The sequence below is a fragment of the Martelella limonii genome, assembly GCF_013344475.1.
In the GTDB taxonomy this organism is placed as follows: Bacteria; Pseudomonadota; Alphaproteobacteria; order Rhizobiales; family Rhizobiaceae; genus Martelella; species Martelella limonii.
In genome coordinates this window covers 195408-215207 of the sequence record NZ_JABUOU010000007.1, presented here as the reverse complement: position 1 = coordinate 215207, position 19800 = coordinate 195408, and the positions used below count along the sequence as shown (strand labels likewise).

Genomic DNA, 19800 nt, shown 5'->3' with positions numbered 1-19800 from the left:
TGAAGCAAAGCTGATCAGCGCCTTCCGGTGACGCCACGAATGGGTTCTCGGTCGTTGAAAAAGGTGAAGCGAGCTGATGTCGTTTCGATGCCAGCTTTTTGCAAGCCTGGTATTTTTCGCGCGCTTGCTTGAAAATCGCAAAGCGGGAACCTGACGGAGTGCCTTTTGAGAAGGGTCGGATTGCCAAAGAACAGCTTGGCTTGCGTGCGCGGCAAGCTTGGAAAAACGCGAAACGGTGCGCTTATCTTGAGCGTTTCAACAATCACGAGCGATGCTAATATGGCGTGTAACAGGGGCACTTTGAGTCAAGCGGTGGTGCATCTCCCGAGTAGTCATCAACGATGGGTTGGTTTCAAGACGTGTCTCCGCTTGGGCTCGCGGCTTGGACAAGAGCAAGGCATATCGTCAAGATGAGGCTCCTGCTCAACAAATTCATGTCCTTCGGGGCTATATCTGTGGCGCAGAAGCTTATTGCTTTGGTGTTGCAGATTCAAATCATCGCGTTTGCCGGTGAAACCGAATTCGGCGCTTATATATACTTGCTCAACATCACCAATCTTGTCGCGATGGTCGTCGTATTCGGCTTTCCTCAGCTCTTGACGCGGGAAATTGCTTATTATCACGCCTCAGGTCAAGATCACCAGCTTCGCGGAATTTTGCGGTTTTCGTCCGCCTTCGTTGCGGTTGGCACGTTGATTGTTGCGATTGTGGGAGCATTGGCATGCTGGTCCTACTGCTCGCCGGTTGCCGAGATTTACGACTACGCGGCATGGATCGCGATACTTCTGTTCACCACATTGACCCTGACCAGCTTGCAGCAGGCGATTCTTCGTGGTCTGCAGCGTGTCATGGTCGCCGCTTGGCCGATGATGCTGCTGCAGCCGCTGACCATGCTGGGGCTTGTGGTCGCGTCAAAACTCCTGGATTGGGAGGGAACGGCGCTCGAACTGCTGATCTATATGGTTGTCGGAAACCTGGTGGCTTCAATCTTCATGGCCTTCTTCATCAGGCGCGCCCTCGCTGTGCAGGGAAGCCAGAAGAAGATTGTTCCCTCCTATAGTCTCTCGGTTTGGTGGCGCAGCCTGCTGCCGTTCTTCTTGCTGGGTGGTATTGCCCTTCTGATGCAGCGAAGTGACATTCTGATCCTCGGCATTTACTATCCGCCTGAGGACATCGGCGTTTACGCGGTTGCAGCACAGTTGGGCTTTTTGGCCCAAATGCCGATCATGATCGTGAACTCGACGATCGAGCCACAGATCGCGGCGGCCCATGCACGCAATGAGTATGGCCAGATGAGAAAGCTCTACGCCGACCTGTCGGTACTCACCGGCGTATCCGTGATTGCAGTTTGCGCCGGACTATGGTTAGCGGGCCCGCTGCTTCTGACTCATTTGTTCGGTCCAACTTACATAAATTCTTATCACCCGCTTTTGATCATCGCACTGGGCTTCGCTATTGGGGCGTTGATAGGTCCGACTGGCACTTTCCTCAGTATGGTTGGCAAGGAAAGAATGACGCTTTATGCTGTCGGCGGCGCGGTTGTCTTGAACATTGCCTTGAATTTTCTGCTCATACCATTGGCGGGGCTTGAGGGTGCGGCTATTGCAACATCCGTGGCTATGGTCTTGTCCAAGGTCATAATGGCTGTGATGGTCTGGCGGGAATTGGGGATCAGGCCCGGACCGCTTGGATATTTCGGACTGGCGCGCGCCAACGTTGCGCCGCAAAAAAGTGAGAACGTGAAATGATCGGCTTTCAGAATGATGCACCAGTGGTTATCTTCGGGATGCACCGGTCGGGGACAACGATTGTCGGCGATATCCTTCAGGCGCACGGCGTATTCTCTGGAGCGCAGCAGGACGTAAACGGAGAAGCGGTACTGTTTCAGGCGCTGAACGCGTGGATGTTTACGACCAGCGGGGCAAGTTGGGACAACCCCGCCGCCATGATCAATCTGCTTAGGGACACGGATTGCTTGGAGCTTACGGACGCCTATCTGCGTCGTATTCTGTCCGGCCCGCTGCGGGGCCGCTACCTCGGCTGGAGCGCGCTGATGGGACAGAGGTCCGGCTTGCGCAAGGCGTATCGGACTTGGGGCTGGAAAGACCCCAGAAATACATTCACTCTGCCGATCTGGGAAAACATCTATCCCAATGCACGCTACATCTATGTCGAACGCCATGGCGTCGACGTGGCGCACAGTCTTGTGACGCGACGCCATCGTGAGATGGATGGCTATCGGAGAAAATTCGACCAGTACCCGTTCATTTACGGAATGCGCATGAAACGGGGCGGCTTTTCGGACTCGATGCGAAGCTCGACGATGGAGCATGCCTTTGGGATATGGGAAGAATATGTCGCCGAAGGCCGTGCCCATGTCGCGCGCCTGGGGCCGGCTCGCGTGGCATCCGTGAATTTCGAGGATTTGTGCGCGACGCCGCGCGACACCGTCGGCAAACTTCTCGAGCTCCTTGAGCTGGGCGATGCCAAGCAGGTGAAGCAGGATGCGATCGCGAAACTGAAGCCCGAGCGAGCCTTGGCGCACCGCAGGGATCAAGAGCTGAGCAAATTTGCAGAGAGCCATGCCGACCGGTTGAATGAGCCCCTCGCAAAGTCGCTTCATGCTCATTCGCAATTGGCCTTCTCGTGATGTCAGCGCGCCGTTTTTTCTGTGTATCTTATTACGAGGGAAATCTCGACCTGCTGAAATATGCGGGCGAGGACTACCTTGTCTATTTCAAGGGTGAGGAAAACCGAGAAAGCTATGAAGCTTTTTCCGGGCCGAACAAAGTCTGGATCGAGAATACGGGATACAATCTATCGGCCTATTTGCGGTTCATCGACGATCATTATGACGATCTCCCGGAAATCGTGGTTTTTTGCAAGAACAGTACTTATCCACGTCACGTATCCGAAGACTGTTTTAGCCGATTGTGCATGCGCGACGTCTATACTCCGATCGTCGACCCCGAGAGTTGGGAAGGCATGAACTTTCCTGTCGCTGTGATGTCGACTGCGGGCGACTTCCTGGAAATCAACGACAGCTGGTACTCGCGAAAGAAGCGCGGCCGCTATTTCAACGACTTCCAGAGTTTTTTCCGGTTCCTGTTTCCTGATACGCGGGAGCCCACATATGTGCGTTTTGGGCCGGGCGCCAATGTCGTCGTTCCGCGAGCACACATTTTGCTGCGCAGCCGCGCATTCTACCGCAATCTGCGCAGTTTCATCGGTTATGAACCCCTGGCTGTTGAATCGTTTTTCGTCGAGAGAGCGCTGGACGCCATTTTCTGCGCCCCGTTCGAGGAGAACCCTGCCATGAGTGTCAGCCTCGATAGCGCCGGCCTCGCTGACTTGGCAAAACGTTGCCAGGAGACCTATCGCGCCCAGACCCGTTTGAAACGTGCCGTGACGCGTCTCGGATATGCTGTTTCGAGACGCATGAACAAATTGCCGGGAGGCGCGTCGTGATTGATGCTGTAGCAGATACGCAACCTTCCCACGCCCGGCGCGTGATCGACGTTTTCCTGTTTTACAAAGAACTGGATCTTCTGGAACTGCGGTTTCGCGCACTTTACGATCATGTCGATTTCTTCGTGGTGACGGAATGCGAAGAGACATTTTCCGGCAAACCGAAGCCGATGTATTTTGCGGAGAACCGGGATCGCTTCGCCGCTTTCGAAGACAAGATCATCTACAACGCGGTTGACAAGGATACTCTTTCCGAACTTCAGGGTGCGGATTGGCAGAAGTATGTTACCTCGCCGGATGCCGTACGTGCGCATAAGCACAACATGCGTCCGCCAAGGCAGCTGCGTGCGTCGTTGAAACGCGAAATCACGCATCGCGATGCTGCCGTGAAGGGACTGGCCAGCGTGGCCAGACCGGATGACCTCATCCTGTTGAGCGATGTCGATGAACTGCCCGATGCGCGGGTGATTGGCCGGCTGCGCGATCAGGCCGTAGAGCGGCCGTCCTATTTTCAGATGCGTTGGTCGCTGTACTACATCAACAACCTGGTCGATGCGCCGTGGTTCGGAACCGTCGCATTCACCTACGACATGCTTGAAGGTCAGTCCCTCGATCTGCTTCGCTATGCCTCCAGCAACCCTGCAGGACTGCCTGGTCCTCCGATTGCGGATGCGGGATGGCATTTCAGCTATCTCGGCGGCAGCGATGCCATTCAGGATAAGCTCAGGGCGCTGCCCTATCAGGGGATGCGGGCGGAGCTCGCGAAAGTGCTGAGCCGCTTCCGCCGCGGCGCCTGGCAAAAAAGCATCGACGGAAACGCCGACATCCTGCTGCAAAACAGGACGCTGCGCACGGTTGCCATTGACGATAGTTTCCCGGCCGAGATCTTTCAAATCAGGGGCTTCATCGAGAAATACGCCCGCTCGACGTCCGAGCCCGTGAATGCGGGGGCGGCATGATGAAAGACGCGGCTGGCATCGTTCGCACGAATTTCCTCGCTGGCCAGGGGCTTGGCAACCAGCTTTGGGTCTATGCCGCGGGCCGGGGCATTGCCGCGCATCTGCGGCGGCCGCATGTCGTCACCGGTCTCGAACTGTTCAAGGGTGCCGGGTTTCTGGAAATCGACAGCGCAGACGATCCCGATCCCGGTGCGCCGGTCACGCCGTTCAACGAAGCGCTGTTCTATGATCCGGCGCTTAAATATTTCTCCGCGACATATGACAGTCGTGTGGAGAAATTGCCGCCGCGCGCGCAGATCGACGGGTTGTTTCAGAGCGAAAAGTATTTTTACGGCCGCACCGGCGATCTCGCGGACTGGGTTCGTCCGACCGAGCAGCTGCAGCGGCTTTCAGAAAAATACGCGGACACATGCGTCCTCAATTTGCGGGGAGGCGAATATAAGCGACACAAGTCCCTGATCCTGCCGCGCTCTTACTGGGATCACGCCATCGCCTGCCTGCGCGAGCGCGTGCGGGCGGACAACATTCTCGTGGTGACCGACGACCGGCCCTATGCGCGCGCATTCCTGCCGGAGTTCGAGGTTCTGGAGGGGGGAGTGGCCGAGTGTTATGCCGCTCTGATGGGGGCGAAAGCGCTTGTCGTGTCGAATTCCAGCTTTTCCTATTTCCCGATCAAGACGCGCCGTGACGTGCCATTGGTCATCGCCCCCGAACACTGGGCGCGCTACGGTCACGCGGCAAAACGCTGGGCGATGCCGTCCAATTTCTACGAGGGCTGGCTATACATCGGAACCGATGGTCGCCCCTGCGATCCGGACGCATGCCGAAACGCCGCGGAACTGGATGCGCAAACCTATGAAGTCGAATACAGTGTTCGCGTGCCTGCCGATATGGGGATCGGTCTCCCAAAGACGCGGCATTTGCCGCAATGGCTGAAACGGCCCCTGAAAAAAATGGCCGCGCGGATCGCCCCGACACGGATAGGGTGACCAACACAAGATGTCTGCTGTCGATAAAAGAACAAATATTCGCGGTCCCGCAAAATTAGATGCATCGTCGCGTCGTACGAGGGCAAGATTGAGAGATCCGGCTCTTGACGGGCTAATTATTTTGGTCCGATTAGTGTTTATTGTAATTTTTACTTACTTTTTGATTCTTCTTACGAATGAAAGATTGCCTGATTACGAATCGTATCTTTTTCTATACAATTCAAGCTATGAGCTTGGAGGTAGATACACAGGCTTTGCATTCCTATTAGAATTCTTGCAATATATTGGAGTTTCATATGAAGCTTTTAGATTTATTGTATTTTCTCTAGGCATCATTCTATGTGTTATTCTGTTGCGATTTAATCCTTCGCGTTCAGAAAATGAAAAAATATATTCAAGTTATTTCAGTAAAAGTAGCTTATTTCTTTTAGCGCTTATGTTCGTATTCGTTCTGGAGTTTTATCTTGTTCGACTTCGCGCAGGAATTTCAATTCTATTTTTATGTCTCGGTTATATCACTCTATTGAACGGGCATAAATTTCGAGTTCGAAATTGGTTGGCAAGTGCGTACGTTCTAATCTGTTTTTTTGTAAGTGCCTTTGTTCACACTCAAACATTTATGGTTCTATTTGCGTTTCTTTTCCCGCCGTTATTGTGGAAAAAACGCTTTCTTTTGCGGAATTTCTCAGGTGCTTCTGCGTATTTCATAATATGCGTAGTAATGTGGATTGTTTTATACTGGAAAGGAGTGAGTGGATCGACTTCATTCAGAGGAGAGCATCTTATTTCTGAACTGAATCCAGTCCGATTTTTTTCAATTTCCTTTTTCCCGATCCTGATATGGATACCTGTATGGTTGTGGTATCGAAAGAAGGTCAGGCGTGTCGATCGAGCTGATTATTTCCCGTACCTCTACGCCTTGAACTACGTCGCTTGCGCAATTGCTATTGTTCTCTTTTATTTTTCGGGCGCAGGCGCGGACGATGGAGAGGCAATCGTTCGCGTTGTTACGCTATCATCTGTCGGCGCAGCAATCTGCATATCTGGCTGGGGCACGAACATCAAGAATGCGATGGCCGTGTATCTGATCTCGAGCAACTCACTCTTCTTTCTTAATACCCTGTATTTTTAGGTAAGTATTTTCACAATGAATGAGCCCTTTAATGTTAGGCGAGCACGCCTCAGCATTCTGATACCGACGTACAGATACGCGGCGGGGTTGGAGCGCATATTGTCAGTCCTTGCGCCCTTGCCGGATGATGTCGAGGTTCTTGTATTTGACGACTCGCCCGAGCCGGACCTGCAAGCCATCATTGCGCGATTCGCCAAGAAGATGCCGCGCCTCAGCTATCGTCACAACCCGACGCATTCCGGCGCATCGCTTGGCGCGGGGGCAAACTGGAACGCGTTGCTTGAGGCGTCATCGGGGGAGTATGTGCTCCTGATGCATCATGACGAGGTGCCGTTGGACCGCGATTTTCTCGATCTCCTGCGCGAGCGCCTGTCCCGGCCAGATGCATCGGATGCTTATATGCTTGATCTCATGCTTGTCGACGAAGAGCTGCGGCCGATCCGCCGTCATACACCGCGTTGGATGCGGCGTTTTGTGCCCGGGCGGACGCCGACCTATCTGTTCCGGCGCAACGTCATCGGTCCCACCGGTACCATGGTGATCCGGCGCAGCGTTTTGCCCCGTTTCGATCCGACCCTGCGCTGGTTGATCGATGTCGACTTCTACGTGCAGCTTTTCCAGCAGAACATTGACTGGATGTTCGAGCCCGATATCCGAATCGGCTCCGTGCAACGTAGCGAGGGCAGCATTACCGCAAGCCTGTCGGGCCGCCTTGGTCAGATCGACGCGGCGGAACGAAGGATGCTGGCAGGCCGCTATCCGAAAGCACGTCTCTGGTTGGGCGCGCCTATGGGGGCGCCGATCCGCTGGATGGAAACACTGGCCTGGGGCGTTCTGAGAACCGGCATGCGCCTTATGTCCCGAATGAATGTCTCGTGAGCAAGGAGTGCGCGGATGATCGTGGTCAACATAATGGGCGGGCTCGGCAACCAGATGTTCCAATACGCCTGCGGACAGGCGATTGCGGCACAGACCGGACACGAGGTGCGCTACGCCGTTGACACCATCGGCGCGTTTGCGACGGCGCGGTCCCTGGAACTCGAACGGGCGTTCGGGATTGATCTGCCGGTTGCCGGCACGCGCGATCTCGAGGGCATTCTCGGGCGCTGGCGTGCTGCGCCGACGGTGCGGCGCGCGCTCGCGCGACCGGAGGCGCGGTTGTTTCGCGGGAAGCGGTTTATCGCAGAGCAGCGATTTGCCTTTATCCCGGATCTGAAGGCACGAGCTGCTGCAGGGGCCTATCTGCACGGCTATTGGCAAAGCGCCAGATATTTCGAGGAGCGAGCGAGCCAGATCGCTCAATCTTTCACGTTCCAGGGAAAGCTCGATCCTTCCAACCAGGCCGTTATATCCCGGATCGCTGACGGACCCGCGATCGGCATCCATATTCGACGGGGAGACTATGTTTCAAACCCGGCGGCTTCGGCGGCGCATGGCGCGCTGCCCGGCGCCTTCTTTATCGACACGGTCAGGCAGTTGCGCGCCACCATGCCCGGCGCGCGCGTCTTTGCGTTTTCTGATGATCCTGCATGGGTGAAGGCGAACCTCGTGGAGCAGGTTGGCAATTGTGAATGCGTCTCACACAATACCGGCGAGAATAGCTTTCGAGACATGCAGCTTATGGCCCGCTGCGACGCCCTGGTGATTTCGAACAGCTCATTCAGCTGGTGGGCCGCCTGGCTCAACGCGCGGCCGGAGAAAATCATAATCGCGCCCAAACAATGGTTCGCAGACCCGCGCCTGGATGGCTCGGCGATCGTGCCGGATACGTGGATGAGGACGTAGGATGGACAACAACATCGAGCGCGGTCAAGAGATCAGGCCCGCCGGAGGATTCACGGTTCTCATGGCGGTATACCACAAGGATTCACCGGAGCTTTTTCGAAACGCATTGGAGAGTGTTTTTCTGAACAGCCTGGCGCCCAACGCTGTTCTGGTGGTTGCTGACGGACCGCTGACCCCTCAGCTCGATGACGTTTTATCCGATTTCGGGTCTCGGGAGCCTACACTTGGCGTTGTGCGGCTGCCGGCAAACCTCGGTCTGGCAAATGCGTTAAACGAGGGGCTTAAACACGTCGAAACCGAATGGGTGGCGCGGGCGGATTCGGATGACCGCAACCATGAAGATCGCTTTGCAAAGCAGGCTGCTGCATTGCTGGCTGCCGGAGAGGAGCTGGATATCATCGGCAGTGCCATTCGAGAAATTGACCAGGATGGTACGCAACTGGCCGTGCGTCGCACCGTTTCCGGTCACGATGCAATTATCAGTTATGCCACCCGGCGAAGTCCTTTCAATCACATGACGGTTTGGTACCGTGCTGCCTTTGCGCAGAAAGTTGGCGGATATCCTGATATTTTCTTGAAGGAAGACTATGGGCTTTGGGCCAGCATGATACAGGCTGGCGCGCGCTGCGAGAATTTGTCAGACATTACGGTAGACGCAATGACCGGTAGGGAGATGTACAAGCGTCGTGGCGGTTTGAAATATGCGATTGCCGAGGTCAAACTTCAGAAGCATCTTGCGAAATGTAACGTAAAGCCTAATTATATTGCGATAATTGATGGTTTTGTTCGGGCGTCCATCTTCCTGATGCCTGCCTCCTTTCGATCAGTAGTGTACAGAAGAGTCTTACGCTCTGATTTATCTCGCGTAAAACGGCCGGTGACGTAGGGCGCAGCCTCGCAAAGCTTGAACCAAAGGCTTCTCGCGCGGATCGGCGGCAGAGCTATAAAAGCCATTCGCTCTCACTGCAGGCCGCGTTCGTGTCGCAGCAGGCTTTGTATCCTGCGAAACGCCTTGGGTAATCCTCCCCCTTTTAACGGGGTTCAGCGGTAGAATTCACCCGGCTATTTTCAGTTTCCGAGCGGGTGTTGTGCCGCCAATACCCATGTTGGGCTGTTCGTGGTCGTCCAGGCTACACCACGTCCTGAGACATGATCGAAGCGGAGGCGGAAGAACAATACTACGCCATGCTGGGCGCGCCAGCTATGGCCGCATAACTTAGGCCAGACGGTCTCCGACAAACTCTGTACGCTTCAAAACCCCTGATCAGGGGATTCCAATCATTGGGTTGCTGACCAATAAGCGCCGGCGGAGCTTTACTTCGTAAGCAAGTCGGCACGGTTTCCCGATTGCCGAAGCCGCTTCGATAGCATGGTTCCAGAAGATGATTTCAGGGGAGCAACCATGCGGCAAGGCCAACCGACCAGAAGACCAGTTCATTCATCCGTGGGTTCCCGAAAGCGCCCAAAAGGCGTGACCAAACGTGCGCTCCAATCTGCTCCCAGATTGGCATTGTTGGCCTCGACCGCGTTTACTGCCCTTTCGGGACCGGCGCTTGCCGGGCTTTGGATCGATAAAGATGTTACCGTCGACGGCATCGACGGCGGTCCATACGGGAAAGCTATTTCAGAACCTGATTTTGTTTCTGTGGGGGTGAAGAACCCCGCTTCGCTGACGATTTCCAGAGGCGGGACCGTAACCGCTCCCATCGCCAATATCGGCACCAATGAGCGCGGCACGGCAACGATCACCGGCGCAGGATCGCGTTGGTATGACTTCGTTATTTCGCGCGTCGGCTGGAACGCCGAAGGCGTGCTGACCATCACGGACAGTGGTGCGATGAGCGGAAAGGACATGGTTCTCGGCGCAAACGATATTGCGCAGGGGACCATCAATCTGTCCGGTTCCGGCTCCAAACTGGCGCTCACTGGTGCATTGACCGTGGGTGGCGAAGGCACCGGGATTCTGAACCTGTCAGGCGGCGGAACGGTAGAGGCCGTCAGCGGCGTCATCGGCGCAGCGGCTGGCAGCTCGGGCAAGGCCATTGTTTCGGGAGTCGGTACGACGTGGACAAGCACCGGCGGCGTGCTGGCGGTCGGCGACCGCGGGGACGGCGTTTTGACATTGGCTGATAGCGCAAACGTCGTTGCGGATGATCGTGTTGACATCGCCAGGGAAAGCGGCTCCACCGGCACGCTCATTATCGGTGCTGCGGCGGGCGAGACAGCCGCGGCCGCCGGCACGCTTCAGACCGGTGCGATCGTCTTCGGCGCGGGCGATGGCAGCATCGTCTTCAATCATACAGAAAGCGCCTATTCCTTTGCGCCCGATATCAGCGGCGCGGGTGGCGTCGACGTCTATTCCGGCACGACCATCCTGACAGGCACCAACACCTATACCGGCGGCACACGGATCGAAGGCGGCACCCTGCGGGCGGGCGCACCCTTTGGGTTTGCGGACAATACGGCCTACACGGTCAATGGCGGCATGCTCGATCTCAATGGCCATGATCTCACCATGTCGAAGCTTTCAGGGACCGGCGGAACGGTGGGGCTTGGAACGGCCACGCTGACGGTCAGCCAGGATGCCGACACGACGTTTGCTGGCAGCTTCAGTGGCTCCGGCACGCTGGCGCTCGATGGGCCGGGACGCCTCGAACTGACGGGAACGACCAGCGCCTATAGCGGCGATGTGCGGGTTGCCTCCGGCACGCTCGAGATCAACAATGCATTTTCAAGCGGGTCAGGCTTCATTGGAACCGTCGCCGGTGAGGATGGCCGTGTCGACGTCACCGGTCCGGCGGCGTTGTGGACGCTGAACGGTGATCTTGATGTCGGGCGCACTGGTTCCGGCGCGCTCGTGATCAGCGGCGGCGGCGGCGTCGAAGCGTCCGGAAAGATCGCTGTCGGCAGTGCATCGCTTTCCCTGCCCAAGGGCAGCATCACGGTTACCGGAGAAGGATCGCGTCTTTCCACCGGGACTGGCGGGGCACTGACCATCGGGTCGATTGCGGGCAGCACGCTTGCGGTCGAAGATGGCGGTGCTGTTACCAGTGGAACGGCGACGCTCGGACAGTCCGCATGGACGAGAGGCACCGCGACGGTCAGCGGGACCGGCTCGCTCTGGACCACGGGTTCGATGAAAATTGGCAGCGCGGGCGCCACCGGTGTGCTGACGGTTGCCGATGGCGGCAAGGTTCGCGCCACCGACACGTTTTCGATCGGGTCAAACGGAACGTTGAACATCGGTGCTGCAGCCGGCGATACGGCTGTCGCGGCAGGCAATGTCGACACATTGCTGATCGATTTCGGCACGGGCAGCGGCAAGATCGTCTTCAACCACACCGACACGGATTACACGTTCTTCCCGGATATAAAGGGCGCGGGCAGCATCGAAGCCTATTCCGGCACGACCACGCTGTTCGGCAACAACATCTATACTGGCGAAACCAGGGTCGAGGGCGGCATTCTGCGGGCCGGCTCGCTGCTCGCCTTCGCGCAGGGCGGGACCTATACGGTCAATGGCGGCGTGCTCGATCTCAACGGCAATGATCTGATGATGTCCAGGCTTTCGGGAACCGGCGGTACGGTCGGCCTCGGAACAGCCAGGCTGTCGCTCAGCCAGGATGCCGATACCGAGTATGGCGGCAGCTTCACAGGCTCCGGCACGCTGGCGTTCTTCGGCCCCGGACGCCTCCGGCTGACGGGGGCGACCAGCGCCTATAGTGGCGATATTCGGGTTGCCTCAGGCACGCTCGAGATCAACAATGCGTTTGCAAGCGGGTCCGGATATATTGGAACCGTCGCTGATGAAGCTGGCCGCGTCGACGTGACCGGTCCTTCGGCCCTGTGGAAGCTGAACGGTGATCTCTATGTCGGACGCACGGGTTCCGGCACGGTTGTGATCAGCGACGGTGGCGGCGTCAACGCGTCCGGCAAGATAGCTGTCGGCAGTGCATCGTTTGCATTGCCCAGCGGCAGCATCACGGTTACCGGAACAGGATCGCGGCTTTCCACCGGGACTGGCGGATCACTGGTCATCGGGTCGATTACGGGCAGCACGCTTGCGGTCGACAATGGCGGCGCTGTGACCAGTGGAACGGCGACGCTCGGACAGTCCGCGTGGACGAGAGGCACGGCGACGGTCAGTGGGACCGGCTCGCTCTGGACCACTGGTTCGATGAAGGTCGGAAGCGCGGGCGCCACCGGGGTGATGACGGTTGCCGAGGGCGGCACGGTTCGCGCCACGGACGCGTTTTCAATCGGGACACAGGGAAGGCTGAACATCGGTGCTGCGGCAGGCGAGACGGCTGTCGCAGCGGGCGTTGTCGACACCGGGCTGATCGACTTCGGCACGCGCAGCGGCAAGATCGTCTTCAATCATACCGATACCGATTACGCCTTTGCCCCCGCCATCGCCGGTGCTGGCAGCGTCGAGGTCTATTCAGGCATGACCATTCTCGCCGGCAATAACAGCTATAGCGGTGGCACCACGGTTGAAGGCGGCATCCTGCGGGCTGGCGCAGCCAGCGCGTTCGCGCAAGATACCGCCTACACGGTCAATGGCGGCATGCTGGACCTTGATGGCCATGATCTCACCATGTCCGCGCTTTCGGGAACCGGCGGCACGGTTGGTCTGGGAACGGGTAGGCTGACGGTCAGCCAGGACGTCGATACGCTTTTCGCGGGCAAGTTTACCGGCTCCGGCATGCTGACGCTTTCGGGAACCGGCCGTCTCCGGTTGACGGGTCCGACCAGTGCCTATAGCGGCAATGTGCGCGTTGTCTCGGGCACGCTCGAGATCAACAACATGTTTGCGAGCGAGGCAGGGGTCATCGGTGCGGGCGCCGGCGATATCGGTCAGGTCGACGTAACCGGCCCGGCCGCTGCGTGGTTGCTGAACGGCGACCTCAATGTCGGGCGTAATGGTTCCGGCGCGCTGGCGATCAGTGATGGCGGCGGCGTCAACGCGTCGGGCAATATTGCCGTCGGCACCACGGCGCCGTCATTCGCAACCGGCCAGGTCACCGTTGCCGGAAGCGGATCGCGGCTTTCCACCGGGGCTGGCGGGTCGCTCATCATCGGGGCGCTTGCCGGCAGCACGCTGGCAATCGAAGAGGGCGGCGCCGTTGACAGCGCAACAGCCACGCTGGGCCAGGCCGGATGGGCGAGAGGCAGCGCCACGGTCAGCGGAACCGGCTCGCTCTGGACCACCGGTACGATGAATGTCGGCGGCATGGGCGCCGGAACGCTGACGGTTGCCGATGGCGGCACGGTTCGAGCCGCGAACGCCTTTGCCATCGGGACACAGGGCGTTCTGAATATCGGTGCAGCAGCGGGCGAGACTGCGGTCGCTGCAGGCGTTGTCGATACATCGCTGATCGACTTCGGCACGGGGAGCGGCAAGATCGTCTTCAACCATACCAACCCGGATTACACTTTTGCGCCTGATATTACCGGCGCGGGTGGCGTCGAAGTCTATTCCGGCACGACCATACTGACGGGCAAAAGCAGCTATACCGGCGGCACGGATGTTTTCGGCGGCAAGCTGGTGGTCAATGGCATTACCGGCGCGGTCAATGTGTCCGCCGCTGCCATGCTTGCCGGCTCCGGGACGGTCGGGGATACGGTGGTTTCCGGCATGGTTGCGCCGGGCAATTCCATCGGGACAATGCATGTCGCCGGCGATCTTGGTCTTGGCGCCGGCGCAGTCTACCAGGTCGAGGTCAATGACGCTGGCACGGACGCAGGCATCAACAACGACCTGATCACGGTCGCGGGCGCGGCATCGATAGACAAGGGCGCAAATCTCGTCGTCCTGGCGGATCGGTCCGGCGATACCGGCGCCGGCTATGATCCGGTCAATGTTTATACCGTGGTGACTGCTGAAGGCGGTGTCACGGGTGGCTTTGGCAGCGTGAGCGACAATTTCGCCTTTCTCGACTCCTATCTCGGCTATGACGCCACAAACGTCTATCTGACGCTTCAGAGAAACGATGCCGATTTCGTCGATGGTGCAATAACGCCAAACCAGAAGGCAACGGCGGAAGGTCTGGAAAGCCTGTCACCAGATACGGCGCTCTATCGGGCGATCCTCGGGCTTTATGAAAATGAGGCCCCTGAAATATTCGATGCGCTGTCCGGCGAAATCCATGCCTCTGCCAATACCGTTTTGCGCGATCAGCCGAAGCAGGTCGAAAGGGCAATTCTCTCGCGCATCGATGCCGCCTTTGCCACGGACGGTGCTGAGGGCGCTGCGCAAACCGGCGAAACCCTGGCAGCTGAAGGGGTGTCGGTCTGGTTCGATGCTCTGGGCGGGCGCGGGCGCTATCAGGGCGATGGCAATGCCCATACCGTGGACACCTCCGGCGGCGGAGCCCTGTTCGGCGGCGATGTCCGTGTCGACCAGGACTGGCTGTTCGGCCTTGCCGCAGGCTACATGAATGCCTCGATTGAAGAGAAGGGGTTCACGGCCTCCGCGGATACCGACAGCTACTATGTCGGCGGGTATGGCAGCACGCAGACAGGTCCGTTCAGCTTCAGCTTCGGCGGCTCCTACGGCCATCACGCAATCTCCACCAAGCGGAGCGTGTCCTTTGTCGGGCTGAGCGAACAACTGGACGCCGACTATGATGCGCGGACGCTGCAGGCCTTTGCCGAAACGGGCTGGCGGTTCGGAGACGAGGCCGGATACCTGCAGCCGTTCGCGGCGGCATCCTATGTCAACCTGAAGACAGACGGGTTTTCCGAGACCGGCGGCATGGCGGCGCTCCACGCGGCGTCGCAGATGCAGGATCTGTGGACCACGACGCTTGGCCTGCGCGCCAGCCGTGACATAATGCTCGGCGAAACGGCGGCGCGCCTTTCCGGACACGCCGGTTGGCAGCATGCCTATGGCGATCTCAACGGGACCTCGATGATGGCTTTCAATGGCGGCAGCGATTTCGGGATCTCCGGTGTTCCAACAGCCCGTGACGCAGCCCTGCTCGGGGTCGGCCTGTCCTTCGACCTTTCAAACGAAGCCAGCCTGTCCCTTGGCTATGAAGGGCAGCTTGCCGAAGGGGTGCAAGATCATAATTTCAGCATGCGCTTCGACCTTCGCTTCTAGATCGTCAAAGCAGCATGGGCCGGTCATGCACAATCGCGCGCAACATCATCAAAGGGGTTCTTGAAATGACAGCATCCGTCTCGTGCGATCTTCTGAAACGAAGAAGCCTGCCGCTCCTGGCGCTGCTTGTGCTGACCTCAGGTGGTATCGAAACCGCCGTCGCGGCCGAAGCGTGCGTTCAGGATGTCGACCGCGTCCTGTCGATGCCGGCTGCACAGGCGGCAAGCTCGAAGCGTCTTTCTGAAGCGCTTGCGTCAAGGCTCGACGCCGCTGTGACAAAGGCGCTGCACCAGACTGCAGCGCCCGGCGCGATTGTCGGCGTGCGCACGCCCGAGGGTTCATGGGTAGAGGGTGTTGGCATCGCTGATCCCGGTACAGGCGCGCAGATGTCGCCAGGCATGCATACACGCATCGGTTCGGTCACAAAGACCTTCACGGGAACCGTTCTTCTGCGACTGGCTGAAGACGGCCTTCTTTCGCTGGACGACACGATCGGCGCCTATGTCGCGGGCATTCCGAACGGCGATAAAATCACGCTGCGACAGCTGGCAAACATGACGAGCGGTATTGCCAGCTACACCGCCTCGGAGCGGTTTGTGAACTTGTACCTTGAAGACCCGAACATGTTTTTCTCACCGGAGGACCTGGTAGCCTACGCTGTCGAGAACTCTCCGCTGTTCGAGCCCGGTTCTGAATATGACTATTCCAACACCAACACGATCCTGCTTGGGATGGTGATCGAGAAGGTCACCGGTCGACCGGTCGAGACGGCCTTGAGAACAATGATCTTCGAACCGCTCGGTCTGGAAAATACGAGCTGGCCAGGCAGGCAGACCGCAATCCCCGCACCTTACGCCCGCGGTATCTCGCTGCAAGGTCATGATGCGACCCCCGAAGCCCCGCTGGACGCCACCAACTGGAACCCGGCATCGCTCTGGACCGCTGGCGAGATCATTTCCGATGTCGATGACCTGCTCGCCTATGGCAGGGCTCTGGCAACCGGCCACGGCCTTCTTGACGTAAGGTCGCAGGAACAGCGGCTGCGTTCTTTCCAGGGTCCCGAAGGTTATGGTCTGGCGCTACATTGCACCGACGGCTGGGTCGGTCATACGGGAGAGATGCCGGGATACACGACGATTGTCTATTACAATTCCACAACCGATACGACCGTGGCCATACAGACCAACAGCGACATTCCTTCAGATGATTGCGGTGATGCTGCCGCTTTGCTCTCGAGCCCGCAGGGTATTGTGTGCTCCTCGCCCGCCATGCGCATTTTCAATGCCGTAGCGCCTCTTCTTGGCGGCACGGCAGCCCCGTAAGGCGCTTGCAAACCCATCAGCGGGCACTTCAGCGAACGTGATCCGATTGGTCTTTGGCGTTCCGGCGATCGGTTACAGTGCTGCGGGCTTTGCATCCAATATCCCGACGCTCGCCTTTACGGTGCTTTTCATCAGCACTGGCATCGCGCTCGCACGCCCGACCCTCATTCTGGGGTGTACGCCGAACCTCCAACTTGCATCCTAGGATCTTCTGTTGTTCTTTCGGCACGGGTCCGCCTATATGGGCCAGGTCTCGGCGCAGGCTGGTTCATTGACCGGAGGGCCGATCAGGATGATGGATGAAATGGCCGTGGACGACCAAAACGACAGCCTTCCCGAGCAGCTGGAGCGCGCGCGTGTGGCGTGGTTCTATTTCGTGGGCGGTCTCACCCAGCAGGAGATCGCGGCCCGGATGGACATGACCAGGCTGCGGGTGAACAAGATCATCGGCCAGGTGCGTGAGGATGGCGAAGTCCAGATCGACGTCAAGCTGCCGCTCATCGACTGCATCGCTCTGGCCGAGGCCGTTGCCGAACGATACGGCCTCGCCGAAGCCGTCGTGGTGCCCGACGTACAGGATTTTCTCGAACAGAAACGCGTGATCGGCGAGGCCGCCGGGGCCATGGCCGGCAGCCTGATCGAGCGGCGTGATCTCGGTATCGGTATTGCAACGGGCCGTACGCTCAGCTTCGCCGTGCGCCGTCTCAACGCGCGCCCCCATGCAGACAGCTGGGTGGTCGGTCTGACCGGCGGCGCTACGCGCTCGTCCGGGACCAACACTTTCGAGGTGGCGACGAGTTTTGCGCGCAAGCTGGGTATCGAGTGCCACTACCTGACGGCGCCGCTCTACTGCGCCTCACCGGAGAGCCGCGAGGCGCTGCTTCTGATCGACGAGCTGACGGATGTGCTGGCGCGCACCGAGATTGCCGATCTCGGGATCGCCTCCTGCGGTTGGCTGGCCGAGGACACGACGCTGACGCAGATCAGGGTCGTGAAGGACAATCTCGACGAGATTCTGAAAAGAGGCGCCGTCGGCGAATTTCTGGGCTGTTTCCTCAATGCACAGGGGCAACCGGTCGATCATTTCCTGAACGACTCGATCATGGCGCTCAGCCCCGAGAAGATGAAGCTCAAGCCGATGTCGATGCTGGTTTCGGGCGGAATCGAGAAGGTGCAGATCATCCGCGCCATCCTGCGCGGCGGCTACGTCAACCGGCTTGCGACAAATGAATCCGTGGCCCGCGCGCTGATGGCCGGGCCACGGTAGATTTCAGGCGGCGGTGGAGGCTTCCGCGAGAGTGGCGGCCATGGCGCGCAGCGTGATCCATGTCGATGCCGCACCGGGGTCGATATGGCCCTTGGAGCGCGCGCCGAGTTTGGCGGACCGGCCGCGGCGCGATTCCAGGTTGGCCGTTGCATTCATGCCTTCTTCGGCTCCGTCCCTTGCCGCATTCATGACGTCGACTTCCGATCCGGACGCGGCGGCGCGCTCGGCGCGCTCCACCGCCGGCACCCAGGCGTCGATCATTGTCTTGTCGCCCGGTTCGGCGCGTCCCCGGTCGCGCACGCCCTGGAGTGCGGCTGCAAGCCATGCAGACAGCGCCTCTGCATCAAGGTTCAGCCGGTCGCTGACTGCTGCGCCCGCGCGCAGGAATGCCGTCGCGTAAAGGGGGCCGGAGGAGGCGCCGACGGCATCGAGGAAGGCCTTCGCCATCCGTTTGCAGCTGCCCTCGATGGTCTCGTCTTGCTCTGCATTGGCGAGCGCGCCCTGCACGGCCTTCCAGCCGATTTCCATCGTGATGCCGTGATCGCCGTCGCCGATGACGCCGTCGAGCTCGGAAAGCCAATCGCGCTCGGCGATGATCTCGTCGCCGGCGCGCTGCATCATGGCGCGGAAGATCGCGGGGGTAATGGCGCCATCGCTCTTCAGCTTGGCGGCGGCCTTTGTCTTGACGGCGCTGTCGCTTGCTTTCGCTGCCCGCCTGAGCGAGTGAGCGCTGCCTGCGACCGCCCCTTCGGTGGTGCCGACCGTCAGAGCCGGCGTTCTGCAGGGATGGTCAAGAAGGCGCGTCAGTTCGTCGTCCAGCTTCAGGAGGGTAATGGATGCGCCCGCCATTTCCAGAGACGTGGCATATTCCCCGACCCAGGAATGATGGATGCCGATGCCTCTTTCGTCCAGGACGGACTTGAGCCGATTGAAGATGATGTAGAGTTCTATCAACGATGTCGATCCGAGCCCGTTGACCAGCACGGCGACGCGGTCGCCTTTCACGGGAGCCATTTCGCTCAGGATCGAATCCAGCAGTTCATCCGTCACCGTGTCGGCCGAGGCCAGTTTCTCGCGCCGGACGCCGGGCTCTCCGTGAAGGCCCATGCCGATTTCCATGTCTTCGTCGCTGATCTCGAAATTCGGCTTTCCGGTCTGGGGCAGGGAGCATGGTCCCAGCGCAACCCCCATCGAAAGCGTAGCGTCATTGGCCTTCTGCGCCAATGACGCTACGCGGGCAAGCGGCTCGCCCAAATCGGCCGCAGCGCCCGCGATCTTGAAGACGAAGAAATCGCCGGCAATGCCGCGGCGCTCCGAACGCAGTTCCCTTGGCGCGGAGGCGACGTCATCTGCAACCTGTATCTGGCGCACCTGCGTGCCTTCTGCTTCCAGCTCCTCTGCCGCCATCGTGAAGTTCATGACGTCGCCGGTGTAGTTGCCGTAGAGAAAGACAACGCCGGCTCCGCCATCGACCGCGCGGGCAGCGTCGAGAATCTGTTCCGGAGAGGGTGAGGCAAAGATGTTTCCAACGGCGGCCGCATCGGCAAGGCCGCGCCCCACATAACCGGCAAAGGCTGGCTCATGGCCCGAACCGCCGCCAACGACGATTCCTACCTTTCCGTCTCTCGGACCGTCCACGGCGACAATGGCGCGCCCGGTCTTTCCTTCACGCATCAGCATGTCAGGATGCGCCGCCACCATGCCCGAGACCAGCTGAGGAATGATGTCTTCGGGCGCGTTGATGAGTTTCTTGGTCTTTGTCATTTGAATTCC

13 protein-coding genes are annotated in these 19800 nt (G+C 58.9%); 12 read left to right on the top strand and 1 reads right to left on the bottom strand.

All coding sequences use genetic code 11. The features are described from left to right. Positions 1 to 341 precede the first annotated feature (341 nt). The 12 genes from HPQ62_RS15360 to HPQ62_RS15305 all read left to right on the top strand — a co-directional run bounded on the left by HPQ62_RS15360 (position 342) and on the right by HPQ62_RS15305 (position 18027). Positions 342 to 1748 carry a flippase gene (locus HPQ62_RS15360; protein WP_342343719.1) on the top strand — a complete coding sequence of 469 codons (1407 nt, stop codon included), beginning with the start codon at positions 342 to 344 and terminating at the stop codon, positions 1746 to 1748. Continuing rightward, complete coding sequence (locus tag HPQ62_RS15355) at positions 1745 to 2650, top strand: sulfotransferase (protein ID WP_174803443.1); 906 nt, start codon at positions 1745 to 1747, stop codon at positions 2648 to 2650. Before HPQ62_RS15360 ends, HPQ62_RS15355 begins: the two co-directional genes overlap by 4 nt. Continuing rightward, on the top strand, positions 2650 to 3468 hold the full coding sequence (locus tag HPQ62_RS15350; protein ID WP_174803442.1) for a DUF3431 domain-containing protein: 819 nt from the start codon (positions 2650 to 2652) through the stop codon (positions 3466 to 3468). Before HPQ62_RS15355 ends, HPQ62_RS15350 begins: the two co-directional genes overlap by 1 nt. After that, positions 3465 to 4427, top strand: a complete 963-nt coding sequence (locus HPQ62_RS15345) for a glycosyltransferase family 17 protein (RefSeq protein WP_174803441.1) — start codon at positions 3465 to 3467, stop codon at positions 4425 to 4427. Before HPQ62_RS15350 ends, HPQ62_RS15345 begins: the two co-directional genes overlap by 4 nt. Next, on the top strand, positions 4427 to 5416 hold the full coding sequence (locus HPQ62_RS15340) for an O-fucosyltransferase family protein (RefSeq protein ID WP_174803440.1): 990 nt from the start codon (positions 4427 to 4429) through the stop codon (positions 5414 to 5416). The genes HPQ62_RS15345 and HPQ62_RS15340 overlap by 1 nt, the downstream gene beginning before the upstream one ends. A 10-nt stretch (positions 5417 to 5426) precedes the next feature. Beyond that, positions 5427 to 6548: a hypothetical protein gene (locus HPQ62_RS15335; RefSeq protein WP_174803439.1), complete on the top strand. Its 1122-nt coding sequence runs from the start codon at positions 5427 to 5429 to the stop codon at positions 6546 to 6548. A 15-nt stretch (positions 6549 to 6563) separates the two neighbouring features. Continuing rightward, positions 6564 to 7427, top strand: coding sequence for a glycosyltransferase family 2 protein (locus HPQ62_RS15330; RefSeq protein ID WP_206678092.1), 864 nt, complete (start codon positions 6564 to 6566; stop codon positions 7425 to 7427). 15 nt (positions 7428 to 7442) lie between these two features. Beyond that, the gene (locus HPQ62_RS15325) at positions 7443 to 8333 is read left to right on the top strand and encodes an alpha-1,2-fucosyltransferase (RefSeq protein ID WP_174803437.1); all 891 of its coding nucleotides are present in this window, start codon (positions 7443 to 7445) and stop codon (positions 8331 to 8333) included. Position 8334: 1 nt separating this feature from the next. Continuing rightward, complete coding sequence (locus tag HPQ62_RS15320) at positions 8335 to 9219, top strand: glycosyltransferase (protein ID WP_174803436.1); 885 nt, start codon at positions 8335 to 8337, stop codon at positions 9217 to 9219. Positions 9220 to 9978: 759 nt separating this feature from the next. Then, the gene (locus HPQ62_RS15315) at positions 9979 to 15438 is read left to right on the top strand and encodes an autotransporter domain-containing protein (protein ID WP_174803435.1); all 5460 of its coding nucleotides are present in this window, start codon (positions 9979 to 9981) and stop codon (positions 15436 to 15438) included. Between the two features lie 65 nt (positions 15439 to 15503). After that, entirely contained in the window at positions 15504 to 16760 is a 1257-nt protein-coding gene (locus HPQ62_RS15310) for a serine hydrolase domain-containing protein (RefSeq protein WP_206678091.1), read from the top strand. 304 nt (positions 16761 to 17064) lie between these two features. Beyond that, positions 17065 to 18027: a sugar-binding transcriptional regulator gene (locus HPQ62_RS15305; RefSeq protein ID WP_194246362.1), complete on the top strand. Its 963-nt coding sequence runs from the start codon at positions 17065 to 17067 to the stop codon at positions 18025 to 18027. Positions 18028 to 18030: 3 nt separating this feature from the next. Here the strand turns inward: HPQ62_RS15305 and dhaL are convergent, their stop codons facing one another. Beyond that, positions 18031 to 19791 carry a dihydroxyacetone kinase subunit DhaL gene (dhaL, locus tag HPQ62_RS15300; RefSeq protein ID WP_174803433.1) on the bottom strand — a complete coding sequence of 587 codons (1761 nt, stop codon included), beginning with the start codon at positions 19789 to 19791 and terminating at the stop codon, positions 18031 to 18033. Positions 19792 to 19800 lie beyond the last annotated feature (9 nt).